The sequence below is a fragment of the Paracoccus sp. Z118 genome (genome assembly GCF_019061185.1).
Lineage (GTDB): Bacteria > Pseudomonadota > Alphaproteobacteria > Rhodobacterales > Rhodobacteraceae > Paracoccus.
Window position 1 is genome coordinate 219,395 of sequence record NZ_JAHQZU010000005.1, and the last position, 24,196, is coordinate 243,590.

Annotated in this window: 21 protein-coding genes and 1 pseudogene; 7 read left to right on the forward strand and 15 right to left on the reverse strand. The window is 70.0% G+C overall.

All coding sequences use genetic code 11. From position 1 onward, the window contains the following. Positions 1–14: 14 nt before the first annotated feature. Positions 15–569, reverse strand: coding sequence for a DUF1003 domain-containing protein (locus tag KTN05_RS06385; RefSeq protein ID WP_217328544.1), 555 nt, complete (start codon positions 567–569; stop codon positions 15–17). 65 nt (positions 570–634) lie between these two features. On the opposite strand from KTN05_RS06385, the gene KTN05_RS06390 reads away from it, so the two are divergent. Both KTN05_RS06390 and KTN05_RS06395 read left to right on the forward strand, forming a co-directional pair. Continuing rightward, positions 635–1,600, forward strand: coding sequence for a zinc-binding dehydrogenase (locus KTN05_RS06390; RefSeq protein ID WP_254368020.1), 966 nt, complete (start codon positions 635–637; stop codon positions 1,598–1,600). A gap of 33 nt (positions 1,601–1,633) precedes the next feature. Next, positions 1,634–2,635 carry a Gfo/Idh/MocA family protein gene (locus tag KTN05_RS06395; protein WP_217328545.1) on the forward strand — a complete coding sequence of 334 codons (1,002 nt, stop codon included), beginning with the start codon at positions 1,634–1,636 and terminating at the stop codon, positions 2,633–2,635. 60 nt (positions 2,636–2,695) lie between these two features. On the opposite strand, the gene KTN05_RS06400 is transcribed toward KTN05_RS06395, so the two are convergent. Continuing rightward, positions 2,696–3,196: a ferritin-like domain-containing protein gene (locus tag KTN05_RS06400; RefSeq protein ID WP_217328546.1), complete on the reverse strand. Its 501-nt coding sequence runs from the start codon at positions 3,194–3,196 to the stop codon at positions 2,696–2,698. A gap of 176 nt (positions 3,197–3,372) precedes the next feature. Between KTN05_RS06400 and KTN05_RS06405 the strand changes: the two genes are divergently transcribed. Beyond that, positions 3,373–4,419: a polysaccharide pyruvyl transferase family protein gene (locus tag KTN05_RS06405; RefSeq protein ID WP_217328547.1), complete on the forward strand. Its 1,047-nt coding sequence runs from the start codon at positions 3,373–3,375 to the stop codon at positions 4,417–4,419. After that, the gene (locus KTN05_RS06410; RefSeq protein WP_217328548.1) at positions 4,416–5,774 is read left to right on the forward strand and encodes a Coenzyme F420 hydrogenase/dehydrogenase, beta subunit C-terminal domain; all 1,359 of its coding nucleotides are present in this window, start codon (positions 4,416–4,418) and stop codon (positions 5,772–5,774) included. The genes KTN05_RS06405 and KTN05_RS06410 overlap by 4 nt, the downstream gene beginning before the upstream one ends. Here the strand turns inward: KTN05_RS06410 and KTN05_RS06415 are convergent. Then, on the reverse strand, positions 5,771–7,546 hold the full coding sequence (locus KTN05_RS06415; RefSeq protein ID WP_217328549.1) for an SLC13 family permease: 1,776 nt from the start codon (positions 7,544–7,546) through the stop codon (positions 5,771–5,773). The two genes, KTN05_RS06410 and KTN05_RS06415, sit on opposite strands and share 4 nt — an antisense overlap. Before the next feature lie 131 nt (positions 7,547–7,677). Here KTN05_RS06415 and KTN05_RS06420 point away from each other — a divergent pair, with 131 nt between their 5' ends. Further along, on the forward strand, positions 7,678–10,869 hold the full coding sequence (locus KTN05_RS06420) for a helicase-related protein (protein WP_217328550.1): 3,192 nt from the start codon (positions 7,678–7,680) through the stop codon (positions 10,867–10,869). A 6-nt stretch (positions 10,870–10,875) separates the two neighbouring features. Here the strand turns inward: KTN05_RS06420 and KTN05_RS06425 are convergent, their stop codons facing one another. The 10 genes from KTN05_RS06425 to KTN05_RS06470 all read right to left on the reverse strand — a co-directional run bounded on the left by KTN05_RS06425 (position 10,876) and on the right by KTN05_RS06470 (position 21,888). Then, positions 10,876–13,950: an efflux RND transporter permease subunit gene (locus tag KTN05_RS06425; RefSeq protein WP_217328551.1), complete on the reverse strand. Its 3,075-nt coding sequence runs from the start codon at positions 13,948–13,950 to the stop codon at positions 10,876–10,878. Beyond that, positions 13,947–15,047 carry an efflux RND transporter periplasmic adaptor subunit gene (locus KTN05_RS06430; protein WP_217328552.1) on the reverse strand — a complete coding sequence of 367 codons (1,101 nt, stop codon included), beginning with the start codon at positions 15,045–15,047 and terminating at the stop codon, positions 13,947–13,949. The genes KTN05_RS06425 and KTN05_RS06430 overlap by 4 nt, the downstream gene beginning before the upstream one ends. After that, positions 15,044–16,144, reverse strand: a complete 1,101-nt coding sequence (locus KTN05_RS06435) for an efflux RND transporter periplasmic adaptor subunit (protein ID WP_371823284.1) — start codon at positions 16,142–16,144, stop codon at positions 15,044–15,046. The genes KTN05_RS06430 and KTN05_RS06435 overlap by 4 nt, the downstream gene beginning before the upstream one ends. Before the next feature lie 122 nt (positions 16,145–16,266). Continuing rightward, positions 16,267–16,590 carry a DUF1491 family protein gene (locus KTN05_RS06440; protein ID WP_217328553.1) on the reverse strand — a complete coding sequence of 108 codons (324 nt, stop codon included), beginning with the start codon at positions 16,588–16,590 and terminating at the stop codon, positions 16,267–16,269. Positions 16,591–16,593: 3 nt separating this feature from the next. After that, a complete protein-coding gene (gene era, locus KTN05_RS06445; protein WP_217328554.1) occupies positions 16,594–17,544 on the reverse strand; it encodes a GTPase Era in 951 nt (316 codons plus the stop codon). Continuing rightward, positions 17,541–18,230: a ribonuclease III gene (gene rnc, locus KTN05_RS06450; protein ID WP_217328555.1), complete on the reverse strand. Its 690-nt coding sequence runs from the start codon at positions 18,228–18,230 to the stop codon at positions 17,541–17,543. Before rnc ends, era begins: the two co-directional genes overlap by 4 nt. Positions 18,231–18,240: 10 nt before the next feature. Then, a complete protein-coding gene (gene lepB, locus KTN05_RS06455) occupies positions 18,241–19,032 on the reverse strand; it encodes a signal peptidase I (protein ID WP_217328556.1) in 792 nt (263 codons plus the stop codon). A gap of 70 nt (positions 19,033–19,102) precedes the next feature. Next, positions 19,103–19,771, reverse strand: coding sequence for an ATP-binding protein (locus KTN05_RS06460; protein WP_217328557.1), 669 nt, complete (start codon positions 19,769–19,771; stop codon positions 19,103–19,105). Further along, positions 19,768–20,010, reverse strand: a complete 243-nt coding sequence (locus KTN05_RS06465) for a hypothetical protein (protein WP_217328558.1) — start codon at positions 20,008–20,010, stop codon at positions 19,768–19,770. Before KTN05_RS06465 ends, KTN05_RS06460 begins: the two co-directional genes overlap by 4 nt. Then, positions 20,011–21,888 (reverse strand): ABC transporter ATP-binding protein, encoded by a 1,878-nt coding sequence (locus tag KTN05_RS06470; protein ID WP_217328559.1) that lies wholly within the window; start codon positions 21,886–21,888, stop codon positions 20,011–20,013. Positions 21,889–22,014: 126 nt separating this feature from the next. Here KTN05_RS06470 and KTN05_RS06475 point away from each other — a divergent pair, with 126 nt between their 5' ends. Next, positions 22,015–22,515 (forward strand): DUF892 family protein, encoded by a 501-nt coding sequence (locus tag KTN05_RS06475; RefSeq protein ID WP_217328560.1) that lies wholly within the window; start codon positions 22,015–22,017, stop codon positions 22,513–22,515. 214 nt (positions 22,516–22,729) lie between these two features. Here the strand turns inward: KTN05_RS06475 and KTN05_RS06480 are convergent, their stop codons facing one another. Then, positions 22,730–23,155: an HIT family protein gene (locus KTN05_RS06480; protein WP_217328561.1), complete on the reverse strand. Its 426-nt coding sequence runs from the start codon at positions 23,153–23,155 to the stop codon at positions 22,730–22,732. 298 nt (positions 23,156–23,453) lie between these two features. Between KTN05_RS06480 and KTN05_RS06485 the strand changes: the two genes are divergently transcribed. Continuing rightward, positions 23,454–23,822: a hypothetical protein gene (locus KTN05_RS06485; RefSeq protein WP_217328562.1), complete on the forward strand. Its 369-nt coding sequence runs from the start codon at positions 23,454–23,456 to the stop codon at positions 23,820–23,822. A gap of 242 nt (positions 23,823–24,064) precedes the next feature. Here the strand turns inward: KTN05_RS06485 and tuf are convergent. Continuing rightward, positions 24,065–24,196: pseudogene (tuf, locus tag KTN05_RS06490) on the reverse strand (elongation factor Tu); the annotation flags it as partial.

The following is a 24,196-nucleotide window of genomic DNA, read 5'->3' on the forward strand; positions in this document are numbered from 1 at the left end:
TGACTTCCCACGCGCTAAGCGCCGGCGTGGCCGGGCGCGCCGCCGTTCCCCTCGACCTTCTCCAGCGCGTCCAGCACCTGCTCGGGATCGACGTTCTTCTCGACCTCCTCGGCGGCCTCTGGGTCAAGCTCGACGCCCATCTTCTCGGCCATCCGGTGGATCACCGCCGCCAGCTTGCTCAACTCGTCCTCGGCCAGCAGGTTGACATGCAGGTCGAGGTCCGACCGGCTGTCGGCGCGCTGCTCCTCGCGCCGCTGGTTCATCAGGACGAACAGCGACAGGAAGATCGCCTCAACCGACGCGAGAGAACCGACCAAGCCCAGCCCCTCGCCGAACGGGACCGGCACCGGGATCAGGCCCGTCAACACCAGCAGCGCCCCGCCATAGACGGCGACATGCAGCAGGATGAAGGCCATCGAGCCCGCGATCCTCGTGATCCGCTCCGCCACCCGTTCGCCCAGCGAGGCGCTCGCGTCCTCGTGCCGGCGGCGGGCGACCAGCCGGGCGATGTTGCCGGCAAGCTGCTCCTTCATGTCGTCGCCGGGCGGAACGGGGGTTTTGCGGTCCATGGCAGCCTCGCGCAATGTGCATCCTCAAGGGACGAGGCGCCGTTGCAGTTCCGGGAGAGTGATCGATGACCCAGACCATGCGCGCCGCGGTCCTGACCGGACCGCAGCAGTTCGAGATGCAGACCGTCCCCGTGCCCGTGCCGGGGCCGGGCGAGGTGCTGATCCGCGTGGAGGGCTGCGGCGTCTGCGCCTCCAACGTCGAGCCGTGGGAGGGGCAGCCCTGGTCCACCTGGCCGGGCGCGCCGGGCGGGATGGGGCATGAATGCTGGGGCACGGTCGCTGCGGTGGGCGAGGGCGTCTCCTCGCTGGTCGTCGGGCAGCGCGTCACGGCGCTGACGGAGCGGTCCTATGCCGAATACGACACCGCCCCCGAAGGAATGGTGGTGCCGCTGCCGGGCACACTCGGCGGCCTGCCGGTGCCGGGAGAGCCGGTGGCCTGCGCGTTCAACATCTTCGCGCGGTCGGATATCCGCGCGGGGCAGACCGTCGCCATCGTCGGCATCGGCTTTCTGGGCGCGATCCTGACCCGGCTGGCGGCTGACGCGGGGGCGCGGGTGATCGCGATCTCGCGGCGGCGGGAATCATTGGACCTCGCCCGCCGCATGGGCGCGGCGGAGGTGATCGCGATGGACGACCACTGGCGCATCATCGAGGATGTGAAGCGCCTCACCGGCGACCGCATGGCCGCGCGGGTGATCGAATGCGTCGGCAAGCAATGGCCGCTGGATCTGGCGGGAGAGCTGGTGTCAGAAGGCGGGCGGCTGGTGATCGCGGGCTACCATCAGGACGGGCCCCGGCAGGTCAACATGCAGATGTGGAACTGGAAGGGTATCGACATCGCCAGCGCCCATGAGCGCGACCCTGCGATGCGCGTCGCGGGGCTGCGTGCGGCGGTCGATGCGGTCGCCTCTGGCAAGCTGGACCTTTCGCCGCTGCTGACCGGGGATTATCCGCTGGAGCGTCTGGGCGAGGCGCTGGCCGCGACGCGCGACAAGCCCGGCGGCTTCGTCAAGGCATGGGTGCGGATGTGACCGGGCGGTCGGTCGGCGCGGAGTGGTTTGCAGATGGGTGACAGGATGACCCGCCCGCGGCTCGGCTTCCTCGGCACCGGCTGGATCGGGCGGCACCGGATGGCGGCGCTGGCCGCCACCGCGCTGGCCGAGATCGTCGCGGTGGCGGAACCTGACGACGCCTGCGCCGCCGAGGCGCTGAAGATCGCCCCCGGCGCCCGGCGGGTGGACGGGCTGGGGGCGCTGCTGGCGGCGGGCATCGACGCCGTGGTGATCGCCACCCCCAGCGCCGCCCATGCCGAGCAGTCCATCGCCGCGCTGGACGCCGGAAAGGCGGTGTTCTGCCAGAAGCCGCTGGGCCGCACCGCGCCCGAGGTCGCCGCCGTGGTCGCCGCCGCAGAACGCGCCGACCGGCTGCTGGGCGTGGACCTGTCCTACCGCCATACCGCCGGGATGCGGGCCATTCGCGGCCTGCTGTCCCAGCGCACGCTCGGCCACGTCTTCGGCGTGGACCTGCTGTTCCACAACGCATGGGGGCCGGACAAGCCGTGGTTCTACGACCCGCAGCTGTCCGGCGGCGGCTGCGTCATCGACCTCGGCGTGCATCTGGTGGACCTCGCGCTGTGGGCGCTGGACTGGCCCGACGTGACGGCGGTCGAAAGCCGCCTCTACGCCAAGGGCGCGCCGCTGGCGGACCCGCCCCGGCGGGTCGAGGATTATGCGCTCGCCACCATCGACCTCGCGGGCGGGACGGTCCTTCGGCTCGGCTGTTCGTGGGGTCTGCAGGCGGGACGCGAGGCGGTGATCGGCGCGGAGTTCTTCGGGACCGAGGGCGGGGCGAGTCTGCGGAACGTGAACGGCTCGTTCTACGATCTGGTCGCCGCCCGCCACCATCATATCCGCGAAGAGCCGCTGTCGGCGCTGCCCGACGACTGGGGCGGCCGCGCGGCGGTGGACTGGCTGACCCGTCTGGCGCAGGGCCACCGCCACGATCCCGAGGCGCGGCGGCTGGTGGATGTGGCGCGGGTGCTGGACGCCATCTACGGCCGCGCATGAAAAAGCCCGGCGGGGCCGGGCTTTTCGTGTGGCTCTACCGGACCCCGCCGGCCGTGCCGCTCAACTCGCCTGACGGTTCAGCCGCGCCTCGGCGACCTTGGTTAGCTTGTCGTCGGCGGCGTATTCCTCGTCCAGCGTCTGCTTGAGCAGGGCTGCGGCGTCATTGCGGCCCAGCTCCTTCGACCAGGCGATCAGGGTGCCGTAGCGGGTGATCTCGTAATGCTCGACCGCCTGCGCCGACGAGGCGATGGCCGCGTCCAGCACCGACTTGTCGGCGATGTCGCCCGCGATCTCGTTGGCCTCCTTGATGATGCCGTCGATAGCCGGGCAGTCCACGCCCTTGGGCGACAGGCCCAGCATGCCGAACACCTGATCCAGCCGCCGGATATGGCCTTCGGTTTCCTGCAGATGGTCTTCGAGCCCCTGCTTCAGCTTGGGGTCGGTCGCCATCGACGCCATCTTGGGCAGCGCCTTGGTGATCTGGGTCTCGGCGTAATAGATGTCCTGCAGCGTGTGGACATACAGGTCTTCGAGCGTGGTGATGTTCTGGAACAGCGCCATGGTTCACTCCTTTGTCGGGCGGATGGAAAGGCCCCGCCGGTTCGCCCTCCTACAACGGGATGGCTCGCCGATGGTTGCGCCGGTTAACAAAAGTCCGGCTCCGCGGGGTGGACGGCCCGCCCTGCGGATGGTTCAAATCACGGGCACACGCCCCTCCGGTCGAGAAAGGGTTCCTCATGCGGGTCGGCGTCCTGACCTTTCACCGCTGCATCAACTACGGCTCCTACTGGCAGGCGCGGTGTCTCGTCGAAGGCATCGCCGCGCGGGGGCATGAGGCGGTGCTGCTGGATCACCATTCCCGCGCCGTCACCTCGCAGGAATGGCGCTATGCGTTCCAGCCGCTGCTGCCGGATCGCAGCGGGCGCGAGGATATCCGGCGCTATGGGGTGAAGCTGCGCCGGTTCCACGAGGCGTTCCGGGCGCTGCCGCTGTCGGCGCCGTTCGATCTGGACGATCCGTCCGAAATGCCCGGCGTCGATCTGGCGGTGATCGGCAGCGACGAGGTGCTGAATCTCGGCCATCCGTGGTATGGCGGCAAGCCGGTGTTCTGGGGGCAGGGGGTCCGCGCGCCGCGCGTCGTGACCTATGCGGCGAGCAGCGGGAACATGGATGCGTCGGGCGGCCTCGCCCCGGAATGGGCCGGGCGGCTGGCGCGGCTGGACGCGATCGCGGTCCGCGACGAGAACACCCGAGAGGTGGTGCGCGGGGCGACGGGGCAGGAGCCGGCGATGGTGCTGGACCCGGTGCTGCAATTTCCGCCGGTGGTCACGCCGGCGCAGGAACCCGCGCCCTATCTGCTGGTCTATGGCCACCATATCCCCGACTGGTTCGCCGCCCGTGTGCAGGATGCGGCGGCGCGGCGGGGCTGGCGGACGATCAGCGTCGGTTATCGCAACGACTGGGCGGACGAGCAGCGGCTGGAAGCCGGGCCGCACGAATTCGCCGCGCTGGTCGCCGGGGCCGAAGCCGTGGCGACGACCTATTTCCACGGCTGCGTCTTTTCGCTGGCCTTCGGGCGGCCCTTCGTGGCGGCGCCGTCCTTCTATCGCTGGAACAAGCTGCGCGACCTGACTGCGCTGCTGGGGGCCGAGCGGCACCTGACCTTCGAGGACCGCCCCGCATCCGAGGTGGGCGCGGCGCTGGACCGACCCCCGCAGGTGGACGCGCGGCTGGCCGAGTTGCGGGCGCAGTCGGACGCGTGGCTGGGCGGGGTGCTGGCGTGACCGAAGCCCCGCCGCTCGTCAGCCCCGGCGAGATCGTCCGTTCCGGCCTCTGCATCGGCTGCGGCGTCTGCGTAGCGGGCGAGTCGGAGGCGGGCATGGCGTGGGACCGCTTCGGCCAACTGAAGCCCGACGGGCCTGCGGGCTGGATGGAAACGCCGGACGAAGGCTTCTCCGTCACCTGCCCGTTCTCGCCGGCCGCCGAGGACGAGGACAGCATCGCCGCCCGGCATTTTGCCGATGCGCCGCTTTCCGATCCCCGCATCGGCCGTCATGTCAGCTGCCATGTCGGCGCGGCCATCGAGCCGCCGTTCCGGGAGCGCGGAAGCTCGGGCGGGATGGTCAGCTGGATCGCCGCCGAGCTGCTGCGGCGGGGTGAAGTGGACGGCGTGCTGCATGTCCATCCGGGCGGGCAGGGGCAGCCGTTCTTCGGCTACCGCATCGCCCGCTCGGTCGATGACCTGCTCGCCGGGGCAAGGTCGCGCTATCACCCCGTCCATCTGGCCGAGGTGCTGGCCGAGGTGCGGCGCGTGCCGGGACGCTATGCGGTCGTGGGCATCCCCTGCTTCATCAAGGCGGTGCATCTGGCGGCATCGCAGGACGCCGTTCTGGCGGAGCGCATAAGCTTCCGCCTCGGCCTGTTCTGCGGTCACATGAAAAGCGCCCGGTTCGTGACCAGCTTCGCGTGGCAACTGGGCGCGGAGCCGTCGCGCGTCAGGGCCGTGGAATACCGGCGCAAGGACGAGGGACGGCCCGCCAACTGGTATACCGCCCATCTGACGCTGGATGATGGCGCGACGGTGCAGAAGGACTGGTTCCACCTCGCCGATGGCGACTGGGGCGCGGGCTATTTCATGAACAGCGCCTGCAACTTCTGCGACGACGTGGTGGCGGAAACCGCCGACATCAGCTTCGGGGATGCGTGGGTCGAGCCCTATTCCTCGGACGGGCGCGGGACCAACGTGGTCGTGGTGCGGACGCCGCTGATGCAGCGGCTGGTGGACGAGGGCGTGACGTCGGGACGGCTGGACCTGAAAGCCGTCGATGCCGATTTCATCGTGGACACGCAGGCGGCGGGCTTCCGCCAGCGGCGCGAGGGGCTGGCTTATCGGCTGACCTGGGCGAGGCGCGGGATCAGGCCCCGCAAGCGCGTTGCGCCCTCGGTGGACCTGCCGCTGCGGCGCAGGCTGCTTTACCGCACTCGCGCCGCGATCAGCCGGGGATCGCACCGGATGGCCGACCTCGCGCTGCGGACCGGCAGGCCCGGCCTTTATACCCGTTGGGCGTGGGGCGCTTACCGCGTCTATGAGGGGCTGGCCTATGCGCGGGGCCGCTTCGGCTGGCTCGGCCGGCGCTAGAGCGGGAACACCACCAGCAGCAGCGGCACCGCCACCGCGAGGCTGATGATCTCCAGCGGCAGGCCCAGTTTCCAGTAATCGCTGAAGCGGTAGCCGCCGGGGCCCATGATGATGGCGTTGTTCTGGTGGCCGATGGGGGTCAGGAACGCGCAGGAGGCAGCGATGGCGATGCCCATGATGAAGGCGTCGGGGTTCACCCCCATCGCCTCGGCCAGCCTTATGCCCACCGGCAGCGCGATGATGACCGTCGCGTTGTTGTTGAGGATGTCCGACAGCAGCATCGTCACGATCATCATCAGCAGCAGGGCGACCCAGGCGGGATAACCCTGGCTCGCCTCGCCCAGGGCCTCGGCGATCAGGGCCGAGGCGCCGGTCGTCTCCAGCGCCTCGCCCAGCGGGATCATCGCGCCCAGCAGGATGATGACTGGCCAGTCCACGTGGTCGTAGATCTCCTCCATCGTCAGGATGCCGGCGAGGACGTACAGGACCACCACCACGCTCAGCGCCGTCGCCATCGTCGTCAGCCCGGCCGTGACCAGCGCGATCGCGCCGGCGAACAGGCCGACAGCGAGCCACAGCCGCTTTTCCCGCGTGACCGCCAGCCCGCCGCGTTCCAGCACCATCAGGTCGGACGGATCGATATCGGCCATGTTCGGCTCGGGCATGAGGATCAGCAGCACGTCACCGCTGCGGATGCGCTTGGCGCCCAGCTTGTCGCGCAGGGTCTGCCCCTCGCGCTGGATGCCCAGCAGGGTGCCGGCGATCCGGCCCTGTCCGATGACGTTCTCGGTCCGCCGGCCGATCAGCCGCGAGACCGGGGGCACCACCGCCTCTACCAGCAGCCGGCCGGAGCCGTCGGGGACGGTCTGACCCTCGTCACCCTCGGGGAAGGCCAAGGCGAGGCCTGACCGGAACTCCTCCAGCGCGGCGGGGCCTGCCTCGATCACCAGCCGGTCGGCCTCGTTCATCACCAGCATCGGCGCGGTGCGGTAATGGCGTGTGCCCCCACGCTCGACGGCGAGGATGCGGACGCCCGCTTCCTTTGCGACCTCGTTCACCTCGCCCAGCGTCTTGCCGATGGTGGCCGAGTCCTCGGGCACGACCAGCGCGGCGACGTAGTCGCGCAGCTTCTCGCGGCTGTCCACCGGCTCCTTGCCGCCCGAATGGTCCGGCATCAGCCGCCAACCGATCAGGGTGATGAAGGCGACCCCCGCCAGCGCCACAGCCCCACCCACCGGCAGGAAGTCGAACATCCGGTAGCCTTCGCCCAGAAGCTCCTCGCGGAAGGCCGAGGCGAGCAGATTCGGCGGCGTGCCGATCAGGGTCAGCACCCCGCCCAGCACGGTAGCGAAGGCCAGCGGCATCAGCGTCAGCGTCGGGCTGCGCTTGGCCTTGCGGGCGGCCTGAAGGTCGATCGGCATCAGGATCGCCAGCGCCGCCACGTTGTTCATGAAGCCCGAAATCGCGGCCCCCACCGCCGCCATGATCCCGACATGGACCGGAACCGAGCGGTCCCGGTTCGCCAGCCGCCGCGTCAGCATGGCGACGACGCCCGCCCGTTGCAGCCCGGCGGTGACGATCAGGATCAGCGCGACGATGAAGGTCGCCGGGTTGCTGAAGCCGGTGAAGGTCTCCTCTGCCGGGATCAGCCCCGCCAGCACCCCGGCGATCAGCCCGGCGAAGGCGACCAGATCATAGCGCCAGCGGCCCCAGATCATCAGCACCATGACCACCGCGAAGATGGCAAAGATCGTCACCTGCGGCGTCGTCATCGTGCTGCTGCCCCTCGCATTCCGCGCTTTCCCCTTTGCCTCGCCCTGCGGCGCGTGAATGGCCGAGAGTGGCGGAAACCCGCGGCTCCCGCCGTTCGTTCCCATGGCTCCTGCGTCCTGCGAAAGCCATCATGCCCGCTTCCACCGACCTGACCGACGGCGCCCCGATGGGCCATGCCGAAACCGCCGCCGCGCTGGCCGAATGGCTGGCGAAGGGCGACGTGATCCACGCCGCCGACAGCGAGTCGGCGGCCGCCGCCATCGCCCGCGCCCTTGCCGCCGCCGCGCCGGACGCGCATGTCCTGCTGCTGCCGGACAGCGACGCGCTGCTGAGCCAGAACGCCCCCGCGTCGCCCGCCAATACCGGCGCCCGCAACGCGGCGCTGGCGCGGCTGCGCGAGCTTGGGGCAGGGAAGGACCGGAGCCCGGCCGCGCTGATTACGACGGGCGAGGCGCTGGCCTACGCCTGGCCCGCCCCCGCCGCGCTGGACGGCACGATGCTGATCCTGCGCGTCGGGGACGAAACCGGGCTCGACGCGCTGCGCGACGCCATCGCGGCGCTGGGATACGTCGAGGACAACCGCGTGGACGAGCCCCGCGAGGTCGCGCTGTGGGGGCAGGTGCTGGACGTCTTTCCCGGCCAGTCGGACGCGCCGGTGCGGATCGAGGTCGAGGATGGCCGCATCGCCCTGATCCGCCGCTACGATCTGATCGACCAGCGCACCATCGAGGACGTGGACACCGTCGCCATCGCCTCCCTGACCGAACTGCCCCTGAAGGATGGCCGCTACGCGCTGACCGACCACCTGCCGGGCGCGCGACTGGTCTTGTCGCAAGCCGCCGACCGCCGCCGTCATCGCATGCTGACGCTGGCCGCCGAGATCATGGAGGACAGCGCCGCGCTTCTGCGCCGTCTGCTGCCGGACGCGGACTGGCAGGCGCGGACCGAAGGCCGCGAGATCGCCGCCATCCACCGGCGCGGCGAGCCGCCCCCGCGTTTCGTCGAGAGCAAGGCCCCGCTGCGCGCCTTCGCCCGCGCCGCCAAGGCGGCCATTGCGGCGGGCGAGCGGGTGGCCGTGCTGGGCAGTGAGCGGGACCTGCGCTTTCTCGGCCGCCGTGCGCTGGCGGCGCTGGGACATGAGATGCAGGAGGCGGCGTCATGGGCCGAGGTCGCGGGGGCCGCGCCTGGCTCGGTCCTGACGCTGGAAATGCCGTGCGAACGGGGCTTCCGCCGCGACGGGGTTCTGGCGATCGCCGCCGCGGATCTGCTCGGCAGTCGGGCGCAGCGCGGGGGCGAGGTGACGGCGGGAACCCCCGCGGCGCTCGACATGATCGACATCCGCGTCGGCGACGTGGTCGTGCATGAGGATCACGGGATCGGCCTGATCGCCGGGATCGAGCCGCTGCCCGAGGTCGGGGGCGCGGCCGAGCAGGGCGACGCGATCCGCCTGACCTATGCCAAGGACGGCGTGCGGCTGGTGCCCGTGGCGCAAGCGCACCAGATCTGGCGCTATGGCGGCGAGCCGGAGGCGGTGACGCTGGACCGGCTGGACGGGTCGAGCTGGCGCAAGCGCAGGGACGACATCGAGGCGGCGGTGGCCGAGACCGCCCGGGGCCTTGCCGAACTGGCCGAGGAGCGCGCCCGCCGGACCGCCCCGGTGCTGGAGGCCGAGCCATCCGCCTATGAACGCTTCGCCGCCGGTTTTCCCTACGCCGAAACCCCCGATCAGGCCCGCGCGATCGAGGCGGTGCGGGACGATCTTGCCTCGGGAAAGCCGATGGACCGGCTGGTGGTGGGCGACGTGGGCTTCGGCAAGACCGAGGTCGCGCTGCGGGCCGCCGCCATCGCCGTGCTGGCCGGCAGGCAGGTCGCGGTGGCCGCGCCGACCACGGTTCTCGCCCGCCAGCATATCGAGGAATTCACCCGCCGCTTCCGGCTTTTGGGCGTGAAGGTCGGCGGGCTCACGCGCCTGACCCCGGCGGCCGAGCGCAAGGCGGTGAGGGACGGGCTGGCGGACGGCTCGGTTCAGGTCGTGATCGGCACCGGCGCTGTCGCGGGCAAGGGGGTGCGCTACCGCGACCTCGGCCTCGTCATCATCGACGAGGAGCAGCGCTTCGGCGCCGCCGACAAGGCCCGGCTGCGGGCGCTGTCCTCGGGCCATGTCCTGACGCTGACCGCGACACCGATCCCGCGCACGCTGCAGGCGGCGATGATCGGGTTGCAGCAGCTTTCCGTCATCGCGACGCCCCCAATCCGCCGCCAGCCGATCCGCACCAGTCTGGCCGAGTTCGACGCCGGCACCCTCCGCGCCGCGCTGCTGCGCGAGCGGGCGCGGGGCGGGCAGAGCTTCGTCGTCGTGCCCCGTATCGGCGATATGGAGGGGATGGCCGCGACCCTGCGCGAGGTCCTGCCGGATTTCGAGGTGCTGACCGTTCACGGCAAGCTGCCCGCGGCCGAGATCGACGAGGCGATGATCCGCTTCGCGGGTGGTGAGGGAGACGTGCTGCTGGCCACCAACATCATCGAATCGGGGCTGGACGTGCCCCGCGCCAATACGATGGTCGTCGCCCATGCCGACCGCTTCGGCCTTGCCCAGCTGCACCAGTTGCGGGGCCGGGTCGGGCGCGGCAACCGGCGCGGCCACATGCTGATGCTCACCGAAAAGGGCGCGAGCGTCGCGTCGCATACGCTGAAGCGCCTGCAGACTCTGGAGGCGCTGAACCGCCTCGGCGCAGGGTTCGAGATCAGCACCCGCGACATGGACCAGCGCGGCGCGGGCGACATTCTGGGCGACACGCAGGCGGGTCATGTCAAGCTGATCGGCCTCGATCTTTACCAGCAATTGCTGGCGAACGCGCTGACCGCGCTGCGCGGCGAGGCGGCGGAGCTGTGGACGCCCGAACTGCAACTCGGCGCTTCGGGCCGCCTGCCGGACGGCTGGATCGCCGACGAGGACACCCGGCTGGGCATCTACATGCGGCTGGCGCGGATCGGCGGGCGCGAGACTGTCGATCTGGTCGAGGCGGAGCTGGAAGACCGCTTCGGCGATATCCCCGAAGAGGCGCGCGAACTTCTCGCAATCACCCGCCTGCGGGCCGATGCCAGGGCCGCCGGGGTGGAGCGCGTCGTCGCCGGCCCCGCGGGCATCGCGGTCTATCCCCGGAATGGCGCCGCTCTGGAGGCGGAGGGCCTCGGGCTGACCGCAAAGGAGGATTGCCTCGTGCTGCCCGAGGCCATCGCGGATGCGGGCGCGCGGATCGACCGCGCCGCCGAGCTGATCGCGGAACTGGCCGAGCGGGCCGAGGCGGCGGGGCAGGGGTGAGCGGCCTCAGCCCCCGCCCGCCGCCTTCGCGCCGCCCTTGGGCGGGCGCACCCCGAACACCACGCAATAGAGCGCCGGCACGAAGACCAGCGTGATCAGCGTGCCGGCGATGATCCCCCCCATCATCGAGAACGCCATCGGCCCCCAGAACACCTGCCGCGAGATCGGGATCAGCGCGAGGCTCGCCGCCGCCGCGGTCAGCAGGATCGGCCGGGCGCGGCTGTCGGACGCCTCGAACACGGCGTCCCAGCGGGTGCGGCCCCTGGCCAGAAGCGCCTGCACCTCGTGGACGAGGATGATGGAATTGCGGATCAGGATGCCGACCAGCGCCAGAACCCCGAGGATGGCGACAAAGCCCATCGGCACGCCGAACGGGACCAGGATCGCCACCACCCCGATCAGCCCGAGCGGTGCGGCGGCAAAGACGATGGCGGACAGGCGGAACCCCTGCATCTGCGCCATCACCAGCAGCGCGATGGTCAGCAGCATCATCGGCACCACCGCCACGATGGGCTGCTGGCTGTCAGCGGAGCTTTCCACCGTTCCGCCAAGGGTGATGTCCACCGAGCCGGGCTGCGCCGCCGCGAAGTCCTGAACCCGCGCCGCCAGCGCGGCGACGATCGTGGCCGGCTGGTCGCCAGACGCGATGGCCGCCTTGACCGTCACGGTCGGGCGGCCGTCGCGCTGCACGATCACCGGCTGCTCGGTCCCGTATTCCAGCCGCGCCAGCGAGGCGAGCGGGATCGGCGTGCCGAGCGTTGTCGCCAGTTGCAGGTTGCGGATCGAATCGAGCGAGTGCCGGTCCTCGGGGTCGCCCCGCGCCACAACGTTGACCAGATGGATGCCGTCGCGCAGTTGCGTCACGACCCGCCCGGAATAGAGCGCCGACAGCGCGCCGGAAATCGTCTGGCTCGACACGCCGAGCTGGCGGGCCTTGTCCTGATCGACCACGACGCGGACCACCCGCGCGGGCTCGTTCCAGTCCATCGAGATGTCGCGCAGCCGCGGCTCCCCCGCCAGCAGCGCGGCGAGAGCGCGGGCGGTGTCGCGGGCCTCGCCGATGTCGGCGGAGCTCACCCGATACTGGACGGGCTTGCCGACCGGGGGGCCGATCTCCAGGTCCTTCACGAAGACGTCGGTGCCGATCAGCTCGGCCTTTGCCAGCGCCATCAGCCTGGCCTGAAGCGCGTCGCGATCCGCGAGGCTTTTCGTCTGGATCACGATCTGGCCCATGTAGGGGCCGGGCGTCGGCATATCCATCGCCAGCACGAAGCGTGGCGCGCCGATGCCGACATAGGTCGTCCAGAACGCCGCCTCGGGCTGGTCGGCCAGAAACGCCTCGATCCGGCGCATGGTGGCGTCGGTCTTGTCGATGGAGGCGTTCTGGCGTTCCGTGATGTCCACGACGATCTCGGTCCGGTCGGAGCTGGGGAAGAACTGCCGCTCCACGAACTGCATGCCCCAGACCGACGCGAGGAACAGCCCGGCTGTCAGCAGCACCGTGGCCCATTTCCAGCGCATCGCGAAGCCCAGCAGCCGGCGGAATGCGCGGCGCAGCGGGCCTGCGCGTCCGCTGTGATGCGCCATCGACCGGGACAGGAACGTCACGCCCAGAATCGGCGCGAACAGCACCGCCACCACCCAGCTGACCAGCAGCGACACGGCGATGACGACGAACAGCGAAAAGGTGAACTCGCCCGCCATCGAATCGTTCAGCCCGATCGGCATGAACCCCGCCACCGTCACCAGCGTCCCGGTCAGCATCGGGAAGGCGATGGAGGTCCAGGCATAGCTGGCCGCCTGCTCGATGCTTTCGCCGATTTCCAGCCGCGAGATCATCGTCTCGATGGCGATCATCGCGTCATCGACCAGCAGCCCCAGCGCGATGATGAGCGCGCCCAGCGAGACCCGTTGCAGCGTGATCCCCAGGAAGTCCATGACAACGAAGGTGATCGCCAGCACCAGCGGGATGGTCAGCGTCACCACGAATCCCGCCCGGAACCCGAGGCTGATGAAGCTGACCAGCAGCACGATGGCCACCGCTTCGGCCAGCGCCTTGACGAAGGTGCTGACGGCCTTGGTGACGACCTGCGGCTGGTCGGCGAACTTGTGCATCTCGATCCCGATCGGCAGTTCGGCGGCGATGCGGGTCATCAGGGCGTCGAGTTCGGCCCCGTAGGTCTGGATGTTCTCGCCCTCGCGCATGGCGACCTGGAGGCCGATCGCCTCGCGCCCGTCATGGCGGAACAGCGATTGCGGCGGGTCCTGATAGCCGCGGCCGATGGTGGCGACCTGGGACAGGTTGAAGAAGCGGTCGCCCACCCGCATGTTCACGTCCGCGATGGCGCTGGCGTCGTCGAACCGGCCGCCGACGCGCACCAGCACCAGTTCCGGCCCGGCGGCGACGATGCCGGCCGAGACGATGGCGTTCTGCGCGGCCAGCGAGGCCAGCACCTGTTCCTGATCGACCCCTAGAGCGGCGAGACGCAGGGGCGAGAATTCAAGGTAAATCTCCTCCGGGCGCTCGCCCAGAAGCTGGGTCTTGCCGGCGGCGGGCAGTGCCTGCACCTGCTTGCGGATCGCCTCCACCCGGTCGCGCATCTCGCGCAGGGTGAAGCCGTCGCCGGTGAAGGCGTAGATATTGCCGTAGACGTCGCCGAAATTGTCGTTGAAGCGGAAGCCGGCGAATTCCTGCGGGAACTCGGGGCGGATGTCGGCCATCATGTCGCGGACCCGGCTCCAGATCGCCGGCACATCGGCGCTGCGGGTCGATGGCAGCAGCTCGACATAGACGACCGCCTGGCCGGGCATGGTGACCGAGCGGGTGAAATCCAGCTCGTCCAGCTCCTCCAGCCTGGTCTCGATCCGCGAGGTGACCTGGGCGACGGTTTCCTCGATCGTGGCGCCGGGCAGGGCGGCCGAGATCACCATGATCTTGACGGTGAACTGCGGGTCCTCCTCGCGCCCCAGCCGCGCATAGCTGATCGCCCCGGCGATCATCGACACGATCAGCAGGAACCACACGAACGAGCGGTGATGCAGCGCCCAGTCGGACAGGTTGAAGCGGCTGCGTGGCGTCATGGGGACACCGCCCGGCCGACGCTCATGCCGTCGCGCAGCGAATGGACGCCGCGGATCACGACCTCGTCCCCGGCGGCAAGGCCGCGGGTGATGCGGATGCGCCCGGCCACCTCGGGGCCGGTGGTGACGCCCCGCAGCGACACGGTGCCCCTGTCGGGGGCTTCGCGCGCGACCACCCAGACCTGCGCCTCGGGGCCGTTCGCTGCCCGGACCAGCGCGGAAGGCGGGACGGTCAGCACCGGGCCGCCGTCGCTGCTGCGGCTCACGCGGATCAGCGTGCCGATGCGCAGCCCGTCGCCATCGTCCAGCGCCAGATGCACCCGGCGGGTGCGGGTGGCGGCATCGGCCAGCGGCTCGATCCGGTCCACACGGGCGGCGAAGGGGCGGTCCGGCGCGACCTCGGCCATGACGGTGAAGGGATCGCCCGGCGACAGACCGGCAAGCTGCGCCTCGGTCAGGTCGATCACCGCCTCGCGCGCGTGCTGCGAGGCGAGGGTCAGCACCGGCTCGCCCGCCGACACCACGCTGCCCTCGTTGCGGTGGATGGCGCTCACGAGACCGCCGAAGGGGGCGGTCATGCTGGTGAAGCCGAGCGCGTCCACGGCGCGGGCAAGCTGCGAATCGGCCTGGCGGCGGGCGGCCTCGGCGGCGGCGAGGGCCTGTTCCGCCTGCTCAAGCTGCGCCTGGCTGGTCACGTCGCGGCTGCTGAGCGCGCGGGTCCGTTCAGCCGTGGCGCGGGCCGTGTCCAGCCGGACATTGGCCGAGGCGAGCGCCGCACCCGCGGCGCGCATGTCGGCCTGCAGATCCTCGGGGTTCATCCGCGCCAGCACCTGTCCGGCCGAGACCTGATCGCCCATGTCCACCAGCAGATCGGACATGGTGCCGAGCGTCTCGAAGGCCAGCACCGTCTCGGTCTCGGCCGCGATCACGCCGGGAACGGAGCGCTGGATCGCGGGCAGGTCGGTGACGATCTCGCTGACCACGGGACGGGGCGGGGCAGGCGGCGGGGCGGTCTCCTCCCGCAGGCTGAGCGCGGCCAGCGGGGCGGGCAGCGCCGCGCAGAGCGCCAGCGCCAGAAGGAGCGGGCGCAGGATCATGGCGCCGCCGCATCCACGACGCGGCGTCCGGGGAACAGCATCTGCGAGCCGGCGCCGACGACGCGCTGGCCCGGCACCAGTCCGGTGTCGATCAGCACGGTTTCGTTCTGGAAACGGCAGATCACGACCGGCGCGGCATCGACGGTCCCGTCCTCGGCCACGACCCATACGGCCGGGCTGTCGCCCATCGCCGTCAGCGCGGTCCACGGCACCGCCATGCCGCGCCCGGCGGGGACCGAGATTTCCCCCCGCACCGCCGCGCCCAGCAGGGCGGCGTCGGTCGGCGCGTCCGCGATGCGGGCGCGGATCTCGACCGAGCCGGTGCTTGGATCGACCAGCGGCGCCACCTCGACCACGTTCGCCGTCATCTCGCGCCCCGGAATTTCCAGCGGAGTCAGCGCGATCTGCGTGCCGACGGCGTTTTCCAGCAGGGCCGAGTTCGGGGCCCGGAACACCGCCTCGAGCCCCGCCAGCATCGCCAGTGATACCACGCCCTGCGCGGGGGCGACGACCTGTCCGGGTTCGGCCATCCGCGCCGTCACCACGGCGGCGGTGGGCGCGCGCAGCACGGTGTCGTCCAGCGCCCGCTGCGCCCTGTCCAGCGCGCTGCGGGCCTGCACCACCGCGCCTTCGGCGGCCGAAAGCGACTGCGCCGCGGCGTCGCGCGCCGCGCGGGTGCCGACGCCGCGGTCCAGCAGCGCCACGGCGCGGTCCGCCGCCAGCGCCGCCTGGTCGCGGGCGGCCAGCGCGCTGTCCAGCGCCGCCTGCGCGACCTGCCGGGCCTGATCCTGCTGGTCGGCATCCGTGCGGGCGAGCGGCTGGCCGGGGGTCACGCGGTCGCCCGCGTTCACCAGCATCTCGGTCACGCGCCCGCCCTGCCGGAAACCCGCGTTCAGGCTGTCGCGCGCCTCGATGGTGCCGGTCAGGACGATGTTCATGGAGAACGGCGTCTCCTCCACGGTCACGATCTCGACCCGCAGGGGGTCGGCGGCATGTGGGGGATCGGTCCCGGCGGGCGCGCCGGGCGGGGGGCCGGCGGCACGGGCCGGCAGGGCGGCCGTAATTGCCGCCAGAAGGATCAGAACAGCGGTTCTCACAGCCCTCACCCGATCAACCAGCGGGTTACGATGGATGGCCCGCCGACAGAAGCGTGTCCTTGCGTCATTCCGCCGCGCCCCCCGATCCGGCAGTCCACGCTGCAACACTGGCGGAAAGACGTTTACATCTCGTCAAGCAGCGTGGCGCCGTCGCGGCTTTCGATCTCGATCACCCACAGGTCGCGGTCCTGCGCCCGGTCCCGTGCGATACGGGCGTCGATGTCGCGCTCGGCCCCGTCCAGAACCGGGCGCCAGCTGCGGGTGTCGGTCTCGAAGTCCCACTCGCGCAGCCACAGCTGCGCCGTGCCGTCCAGCCGCGCGGATTTCACCGCGATCGCGCCCGCCGTGTCGTCGCCCCGGTGCAGCACATAGGCGGGGATGTTCGCCTGCCGCAGCCGGGTGAAATAGGCCGCGACCCAGATGCCGGAAGCGAGCCGCGCCTCCATGCGTCAGTCCGGGTCGCCTTCGCGGAAGTCGAGGCCCATTTCCCTGTAGCGCTCGCGCTCCTCCAGCCAGTTCTCGCGTAGCTTGACCTGCAGGAACAGATGGACGGGGCGGCCCATGAACTCCATCAGTTCCGCGCGGGCCAGTTGCCCCACGGCCTTGATCGTCTCGCCGCCCTTGCCCAGCACGATGCCCTTGTGGCCGGGGCGGGTGACATAGACGATCTGGTCGATCCGGGCGCTGCCGTCAGGCTTTTCCTCCCACGCCTCGGTTTCCACCGTCAGCTGATAGGGGATCTCCTCATGCAGCCGCAGGGTCAGCTTCTCGCGCGTGATCTCGGCGGCGATCATCCGCATGGGCAGGTCGGCGATCTGATCCTCGGGGTAGAGCCACGGGCCTGCGGGCACCTCGGCGGCCAGCCAGTCCATCAGGTCGCCGGTGCCGTGGCCCTTCTCGGCGGAAATCATGAAGCTGCGGGTGAAGTCGTATTCCGCGTTGAGCTGCTGCGAGAGCGCCAGCAGTTCTTCGGCCTTCACGCGGTCGATCTTGTTGATGGCGAGTGCCACCGGCGTCTTGCCGGCCCGCTCGCGCAGGGTGTCGACGATGGAGCGGACGCCGTCCGTCAGCCCCCGATGCGCCTCGATCAGCAGCACGATGATGTCGGCATCCGCCGCCCCGCCCCACGCCGCGGCGACCATGGAGCGGTCGAGCCGGCGGCGCGGGCGGAAGATGCCGGGCGTGTCCACGAAGACGATCTGCGCGGGGCCGTGCATGGCGATGCCGCGGATGCGGGCGCGGGTGGTCTGGACCTTGTGGGTCACGATCGAGACCTTGGCACCCACCATGCGGTTGAGCAGGGTGGATTTGCCCGCGTTCGGCTCGCCGATCAGGGCGACGAAACCGGCGCGGGTGGGCTGGTCAGTTCCAGCGGGTTCTGGTGTTTCGATGTCGGTCATGCGCTGTCCTTGATGCTGTCCAGCAGCGCCTGCGCCGCCGCCTGTTCGATGCTGCGCTTGGTGCCGGTGCCGGTGGCCGACGCCGCGCGGCCGTCATCCAGCCTTGCCGTGATGGTGAAGCGGGGGGCGTGGTCGGGGCCGGAGCGTTCGGCGATCTCGTAGGCGGGTGGGGACATGCCCTGTGCCTGCGCCCATTCCTGGAGCGCCGTCTTGGGGTTGAAGGCGGCGGCTTCGGCGCCGGACAGCCGCTCGCCCCAGAGCCGCAGGATCACCGCCTTGGCGGCCTCGAACCCGGCGTCGAGATAGACGGCGGCCAGCACCGCTTCCATCGCGTCGCCCAGAAGCGCGTCCTTGCGGCGGCCGCCGGTCTTCATCTCGGACCGGCCGAGCTTCAGCACCTCGCCCAGCCCGATCTCGCGCGCGACCTCGGCGCAGGTCTCGCCGCGCACCAGCGCGTTGTAGCGGGGGGCGAGCTGGCCCTCGGTCGCGATGCGGTCGGCGGCAAGCAGCGCCTCGGCCATCACGAGGCCCAGCACGCGGTCGCCCAGAAACTCCAGCCGCTGGTTGTCGGGGCGAGTGGCGGAGGACAGCGAGCCGTGGGTCAGCGCCCGCACCAGCAGTTCGGGCCGGGCGAAGTCGTGGCCCAGCCGGTCGCTGAACGTGCGCAGGTCGGCTGCCAGCTTCAAGCGCGCCTCCTCAGTTCACCGCCCGGAAGAAACGGTCGCCCCGCCAGGTCCAGAAATACAGCAGCGACGCCCCCGCCGACGAGAACATGATCCGGTCCGCGCGGCCGATCAGGTATTCCGCCGGAACCATCCCCAGCCCGCCGGTGATGGCGGGGAAGCGGCTGTCTTCCGAGTTGTCGCGGTTGTCGCCCATGAAGAAATACTGCCCCGCCGGGACCGTGAAGACGGGCGTGTCGTCGGCGAGCCAGTTGTCCACGATGTTCAGCACGTCATGGCTGCCCCCGCCGGGAAGCTGTTCCGTGAAACGCTGCTTCTCGCAGGCGCCGCCTTCCGGCACCGGGTCGTTGTGGCAGCGCGGCATGTTGCGCTGCGGGCCCTGCGGCGCCTTCGGCTCGACGAACAGGCCGGCGGGGGTCTGCACCGCCTCCTGCCCGTTGAGGAAAAGGACGCCGCCGCGCATCTGGATGGCGTCGCCCGGCAGGCCGATCACGCGCTTGATGAAATCCACCCCCGCGGTCGGATGGCGGAACACCACCACGTCGCCGCGCTCGGGTTCCGAGCCGAGGATGCGGCCCGAGATCGGGCAGAGGCTGAACGGGCAGGAATGCTGCGAATAGCCGTAGGCCATCTTGTTGACGAACAGGAAATCGCCGATCAGCAGCGTGTCCTTCATCGAGCCCGAGGGAATCCAGAACGGCTGGAAGAACAGGGTGCGGAACACCGCGGCGATGACCAGCGCCCAGAACACCGTCTTGACGGTTTCCCAGAGCCCTTCTTCGCGTTTCGCCTTGCTGCGTGCCATCATTTTCCGCCTGCTCTCATGTCGCGCGTTCATGGTGCCGTGGCGTGGGCAAAGTCAAGGCGAGCGCGGATCAGGTGAGGGTGAAGTCGGTATAGACGAAGCCGTCACGCTCCACCGTCTCGCCGCGCGCAAGGTTCAGCGGACGGGCGAAGCCGGGGCCATCGGCGACAACGGTGTGGAACTCGCCCCGTTCGCCGCAGGGATCGATGCCGGGTGGCAGACTGTCGAGGAACGCGCGGTCAAAGGCCGAGCCGCACAGATCGGCGGGAAGCAGCCGGGGGTCGAGCGTCACCACGCGAGCGTCGATGCCGATCTCCAGCATCTCCTGCGCGAGTTGGGCGGAGTCGGCGCCCCACAGGGGGAAATGCGCGCTCAGCCCGTATGGCGCGAGCGACGCCTCGCGGTAGCTGCGGATGTCGTCGAGGAACAGGTCGCCGAACACCCAGTCGCGCACGCCTTGGTCCCGCAGCCGCAGGGCCGCCGCGCCGATGCGGGCTTCGTATTCCGCGTTGGGGCAGGGCGAAGGCAGGTCCACCTCGATCAGGTCGAGCCCGAGCGCCTCGGCCTGCGCCCGCGCGATGTCGCGGCGGGTGCCGTGGATGGCGACGCGGCCCGCCGTCTCGTTGAAGGTGGCGAGCAACGCGACGATCTCCAGCGCCGGATCGTGCCGCGCCCGGTGCAGGGCGAGGGTGCAATCCTTGCCGGAACTCCACGACATGACAGCGGGCTTCGCGATCATGCGGTTGCCTGGCAAGTGGTGTCCAGACTGGCAAGTGCGGCGGGGGCAGGCTGGAGAGTCAGGGGCGGTTTGATCCCGATGGTGTGCCCGTTCCGCATGGAGGGGGATGCGCCCCAGCCGGGGCGGGCGGCGATCCGCTCGCGCCGGACCTTCTTGCCGCCGCATGAAGGGATCACCTCCGGCAGAACGGCGATCACCCGATCCGAGGTCACGAGGCGTTCGGGCGGGAAACGGCGCATTCAGACCTCAGCTGGGGCAGGGACAGGCTCGGCCTCCACCGCGCCGAGGAAGCCACCCGATTGCCGGTTCCAGAGCCGCGCGTAAAGACCTCGCTTGGCCAGAAGCTCGGCATGGGCGCCCATTTCCACGATCCGCCCGGCATCCAGCACCACCAGCCGGTCCATCGCCGCGATGGTCGAGAGGCGATGCGCGATGGCGATGACCGTCTTGCCCGCCATCAGCCGTTCAAGCTGGGTCTGGATCGCCGCCTCGACCTCGCTGTCCAGGGCGCTGGTCGCCTCGTCCAACACCAGAATGGGGGCGTTCTTCAGCGCCACGCGGGCGATGGCGATGCGCTGGCGCTGGCCCCCGGACAGCTTGACGCCGCGCTCGCCCACATGCGCCTCAAGCCCGCGCCCGCCCTGCTTGTCGCCAAGCGCGGGGATGAAGTCCTGCGCCTCGGCCAGCTCGGTTGCGGCCCGGATCTCGTCCTCGGTGGCGGTGGGGCGGCCATAGGCGATGTTCTCGCGCACGGTCCGGTGCAGAAGGCTGCTGTCCTGCGTGACCACGCCGATGGCGGCCCGCAGCGATTCCTGCGTCACCTGCGAGATGTCCTGCCCGTCGATCAGGATTCGGCCGGACTCCACGTCGTGGAACCGCAGCAGCAGGTTGACCAGCGTGGACTTGCCCGCGCCCGAACGGCCGACCAATCCGATCCGCTCGCCCGCCGCGATCTCCAGCGTCAGGTCGTCCAGAACGGCCATCGGCTTGCCCTCGCCCTCGCCGCCGTAGCGGAAGGTGACGTGGCGGAAGCTGACCGCGCCGGGGCCGGGGCGCAGCGGCTTCGCGTCCGGCGCGTCATTGACGATGCGGGGCAGGGCGAGGCTGGAAATCCCGTCGCGCACGGTGCCGATATTCTCGAACAGCGCCGCGAATTCCCAGGTGATCCAGTGGCTCATCGAGTTGAGCCGCATCGCCAGCGGGATCGCCACGGCCAGCGCCCCGACCTCGACCCGGCCGTCCAGCCAGAGCCACAGGCCGAGCGCCGTGCTGGTTCCCACCAGCAGCGCGTTCAGGACGTTCAGGGCGATGTCGTTGACCGCCGACAGCCGCATCTGGCGATAGACGGTCTGCAGGAACTCGTCCATCGACTCGCGGGCATAGGCTTCCTCGCGCGCGGAATGGCTGAACAGCTTGACCGTGGCGATGTTGGTATAGGCGTCGGCCACCCGGCCCGTCATCCCGGCGCGCGCGCCCGCCTGCGCCTCGGCGGCGCGGCCGAGGCGGGGAACCACAACCGCCAGCAGGATGCCGTAGCCGAGCCCCCAGGCGAGGAAGGGCAGCGCCAGCCGCCAGTCCTGCGTGGCCGCGACCACCAGCGCGCCGATGAAATAGACGCCGACATAGACGGCGACGTCCGTGACCTTCATCGCGACCTCGCGCACGGCCAGCGCGGTCTGCATCAGCTTGGTGGCGATCCTCCCCGAGAATTCGTCCTGGAAATAGCTCACCGACTGGCGCAGCAGATAGCGGTGCGCCTGCCAGCGGATGCGCTGGGGAAAGTTGCCCAGCAGCGTCTGGTGCATGATGAGGGTGCTGAGCAGGTTCATCGCCGGCAGCGCAATCAGCAGCAGCGCCCCCATCCAGAACAGCCGCCGCCCCTCGGCCGCCATGAAGCCCTCGCGGCCGGTATCCGCCAGCCGGTTCACCAGCTCGCCGAGATAGCCGAACAGCACCACCTCTCCGGCGGCGATCAGCGCCGACAGGAGGCCCATTCCGGCCAGCCAGCCGATCATCCCGCGCGAATAATGCAGCACGAAGCCCCACAGGCGCCTTGGCGGCATCTGTGGCAGGTCCTGGGGGTAGGGGTCGATCCGGCGTTCGAACCAGCGGAACATGGTCATCCTCGCGGCGGCTGCGGGTTTGCCTGCCTTGGCCCCGCCCGCAAGTCAAGCGGGCCGGAACGTCACGCGGGTCCGGGCGTTGGGCCGGGGCAATCCATATTCCCGAGACGGAGCAGCACGATGACCACGATCAAGAATCTGAAGGACCTGTATCTGGACGGCGTGAAGGATCTTCACAGCGCGGCCAGACAGTCGATCCCGCTGACGCAGGACATGGCGCAGGCGGCGAACAACGCGGACCTGAAGAAGGCGCTGGAGGCCAGCGTCGCCGGCACCCGCGACGGCATGGCCGCGATGGAGAAGCTGGCCCGCTCGCACGGGGCGGACCCCGCGGGCGAGCATTGCAAGGGCATGGAGGGGCTGGTCGCCGAAGCCCGCAAGCACGCGCTGGAGGCCGACTTCGCCGACGACGACACCCAGGACGCGGCGATCATCGCGCAATACCAGCGCACCGCCCATTACGCGATCAGCGGCTACGGCACGCTGAAAGCCTGGGCCAAGCGGCTGGGCTTCAAGGACGACGTGAAGGTGCTGGATGACTGCACCGCCTCGACCTACGAGGGCGACGAGACGATGACCAGCATCGCGGTGAAGGGCGGGGTGAACAAGGCGGCGATGTAGGGCGGAGGCCCCTTTCCGGGACCGTCTTGCGAAGCTGGATGCGGCCGGAGGGTGGGGCTGTGAGGGTGGGGCTCGACGGCAAGCGGTCGCGGCTTGCGGCGGAGGTGTCTCATCCCGGGCAGAGGTAGTGAACCAGTCGTCGTGCCGCCTTGCCGTCCAGCGGATCGGCGCGGTGATGATCTCCCGCCTTGGTCTCTGGCCAGATTCGCCGCCGTCAGTCCCGCGCGAGATCGCGGGCGATGGCGGCCATCTCCTCCTCTGGCAGACGCGGCGGGGCGGTGAAGCCCGATGGGCCGTCGGCCAGATAGGCCTGCGAGGTCACGTCATGGACCTCGTGCATCGGCACGACATGGGCGTGGGCGTGGGGAACGTGGATGCCGGTGAAGAACATCGCGACCCGTTCAACCCCATAGAGCCGCTTCATCCGCCGGGCGAGCGTCTGGCTGCACTCCATCACCCGCGCGGCGAGCGGCGGAGGAACATCCTCGAACCAGACGTGATGCGCCTTCGGAATGACGAGCGTATGGCCGGGCCGGATCGGATGCAGGTCGAGAAAGGCCATGACGTGCTCATCCTCGTGGATGATATGCGCGGGAAGTTCGCCCCGCGCGATCCGGCAGAACAGGCAGTCATGGGTCATGGCGGCTCCTTCCGGCGCAGCCTGGCGGAAGGCGGGTGCGGGTTCAATGGCCAGGCATGCAGGCGGTTGATGCAGGGGAGCCGCGTCCTGTCGTGGGGGAACAGCTCCACTTGCGACGGCCATTTCTGCCCCGATTGTAACGGACGCCCAGCCAGCCGAAATGGCGGTTGCTGCAATGCGCCGGCACGACTGCTCGAATTCCGAAATCCCGGCCAATTTCCGGGGCATTTTATATGTACTCAGTTCCTTAACTGCCGTCGTCTTATCACGGGCTCGTTATATTCATAGGAGCTCGAAGATGAAACGACTACTGACGACGGTCTGCCTGCTGTCGGCAATGACTCTGGCCGCCTGCGCTGACAAATCGGCCGAAATCGCGCCGGTCTATGTCGCGCCCAGCAAATACGCCGCGATGAATTGCCAGCAGCTCACCGCCGAGGCCACGACCGTCTCCTCCCATGCTCGCCGTGCGATGGAGGTCCAGGACCGGAAGGCAGGCAATGATGCCGCGGCGGTGGCGGTCGGCACCATTCTGTTCTGGCCCGCGCTGTTCTTCATCAAGGGCGACGGCGCCGGAGCCGCCGAGGTCGCGCAGTTGAAAGGCGACATGCAGGCGATCGAGGCCGTCAATCGCGCCCGCAATTGCGGGATCACGTTTGCCGAGTGATCAGGAGCCGCAATCGCGGCTGCTCGGGAAGGACAAGCGCGCGTTTCGGCGTGGCGATGAAACGCGCCCCTTTTTCTGCCGATAGGCAACGAAGATCCGTCGGTATCGAGGCGGACCCTTGCTCTCGTCGGCGTTGCGGCAGCAATCACTCACAGATGCCCGCTGCCGCTATTCCAAGGCAAAAGGCCCGCCCCTTTCGGGGCGGGCCTCTCGCGATATCGTCGGGGCGGGCGCCCCGTCGATCACTCGATGATCTTCGACACCACGCCGGCGCCGACCGTGCGGCCGCCTTCGCGGATGGCGAAGCGCAGCTTCTCTTCCATCGCGATCGGGGCGATCAGCTCGACCTCGAACTTCAGGTTGTCGCCCGGCAT

Bases quoted from the DNA above. Each gene is read 5' to 3' on its own strand.
- KTN05_RS06385 (WP_217328544.1), bottom strand. From the start codon at position 569: ATGGACCGCAAAACCCCCGTTCCGCCCGGCGACGACATGAAGGAGCAG.
- KTN05_RS06390 (WP_254368020.1), top strand. From the start codon at position 635: ATGACCCAGACCATGCGCGCCGCGGTCCTGACCGGACCGCAGCAGTTC.
- KTN05_RS06395 (WP_217328545.1), top strand. From the start codon at position 1,634: ATGGGTGACAGGATGACCCGCCCGCGGCTCGGCTTCCTCGGCACCGGC.
- KTN05_RS06400 (WP_217328546.1), bottom strand. From the start codon at position 3,196: ATGGCGCTGTTCCAGAACATCACCACGCTCGAAGACCTGTATGTCCAC.
- KTN05_RS06405 (WP_217328547.1), top strand. From the start codon at position 3,373: ATGCGGGTCGGCGTCCTGACCTTTCACCGCTGCATCAACTACGGCTCC.
- KTN05_RS06415 (WP_217328549.1), bottom strand. From the start codon at position 7,546: ATGACGACGCCGCAGGTGACGATCTTTGCCATCTTCGCGGTGGTCATG.
- KTN05_RS06420 (WP_217328550.1), top strand. From the start codon at position 7,678: ATGCCCGCTTCCACCGACCTGACCGACGGCGCCCCGATGGGCCATGCC.
- KTN05_RS06425 (WP_217328551.1), bottom strand. From the start codon at position 13,950: ATGACGCCACGCAGCCGCTTCAACCTGTCCGACTGGGCGCTGCATCAC.
- KTN05_RS06430 (WP_217328552.1), bottom strand. From the start codon at position 15,047: ATGATCCTGCGCCCGCTCCTTCTGGCGCTGGCGCTCTGCGCGGCGCTG.
- KTN05_RS06440 (WP_217328553.1), bottom strand. From the start codon at position 16,590: ATGGAGGCGCGGCTCGCTTCCGGCATCTGGGTCGCGGCCTATTTCACC.
- era (WP_217328554.1), bottom strand. From the start codon at position 17,544: ATGACCGACATCGAAACACCAGAACCCGCTGGAACTGACCAGCCCACC.
- lepB (WP_217328556.1), bottom strand. From the start codon at position 19,032: ATGGCACGCAGCAAGGCGAAACGCGAAGAAGGGCTCTGGGAAACCGTC.
- KTN05_RS06460 (WP_217328557.1), bottom strand. From the start codon at position 19,771: ATGATCGCGAAGCCCGCTGTCATGTCGTGGAGTTCCGGCAAGGATTGC.
- KTN05_RS06465 (WP_217328558.1), bottom strand. From the start codon at position 20,010: ATGCGCCGTTTCCCGCCCGAACGCCTCGTGACCTCGGATCGGGTGATC.
- KTN05_RS06470 (WP_217328559.1), bottom strand. From the start codon at position 21,888: ATGTTCCGCTGGTTCGAACGCCGGATCGACCCCTACCCCCAGGACCTG.
- KTN05_RS06475 (WP_217328560.1), top strand. From the start codon at position 22,015: ATGACCACGATCAAGAATCTGAAGGACCTGTATCTGGACGGCGTGAAG.
- KTN05_RS06480 (WP_217328561.1), bottom strand. From the start codon at position 23,155: ATGACCCATGACTGCCTGTTCTGCCGGATCGCGCGGGGCGAACTTCCC.
- KTN05_RS06485 (WP_217328562.1), top strand. From the start codon at position 23,454: ATGAAACGACTACTGACGACGGTCTGCCTGCTGTCGGCAATGACTCTG.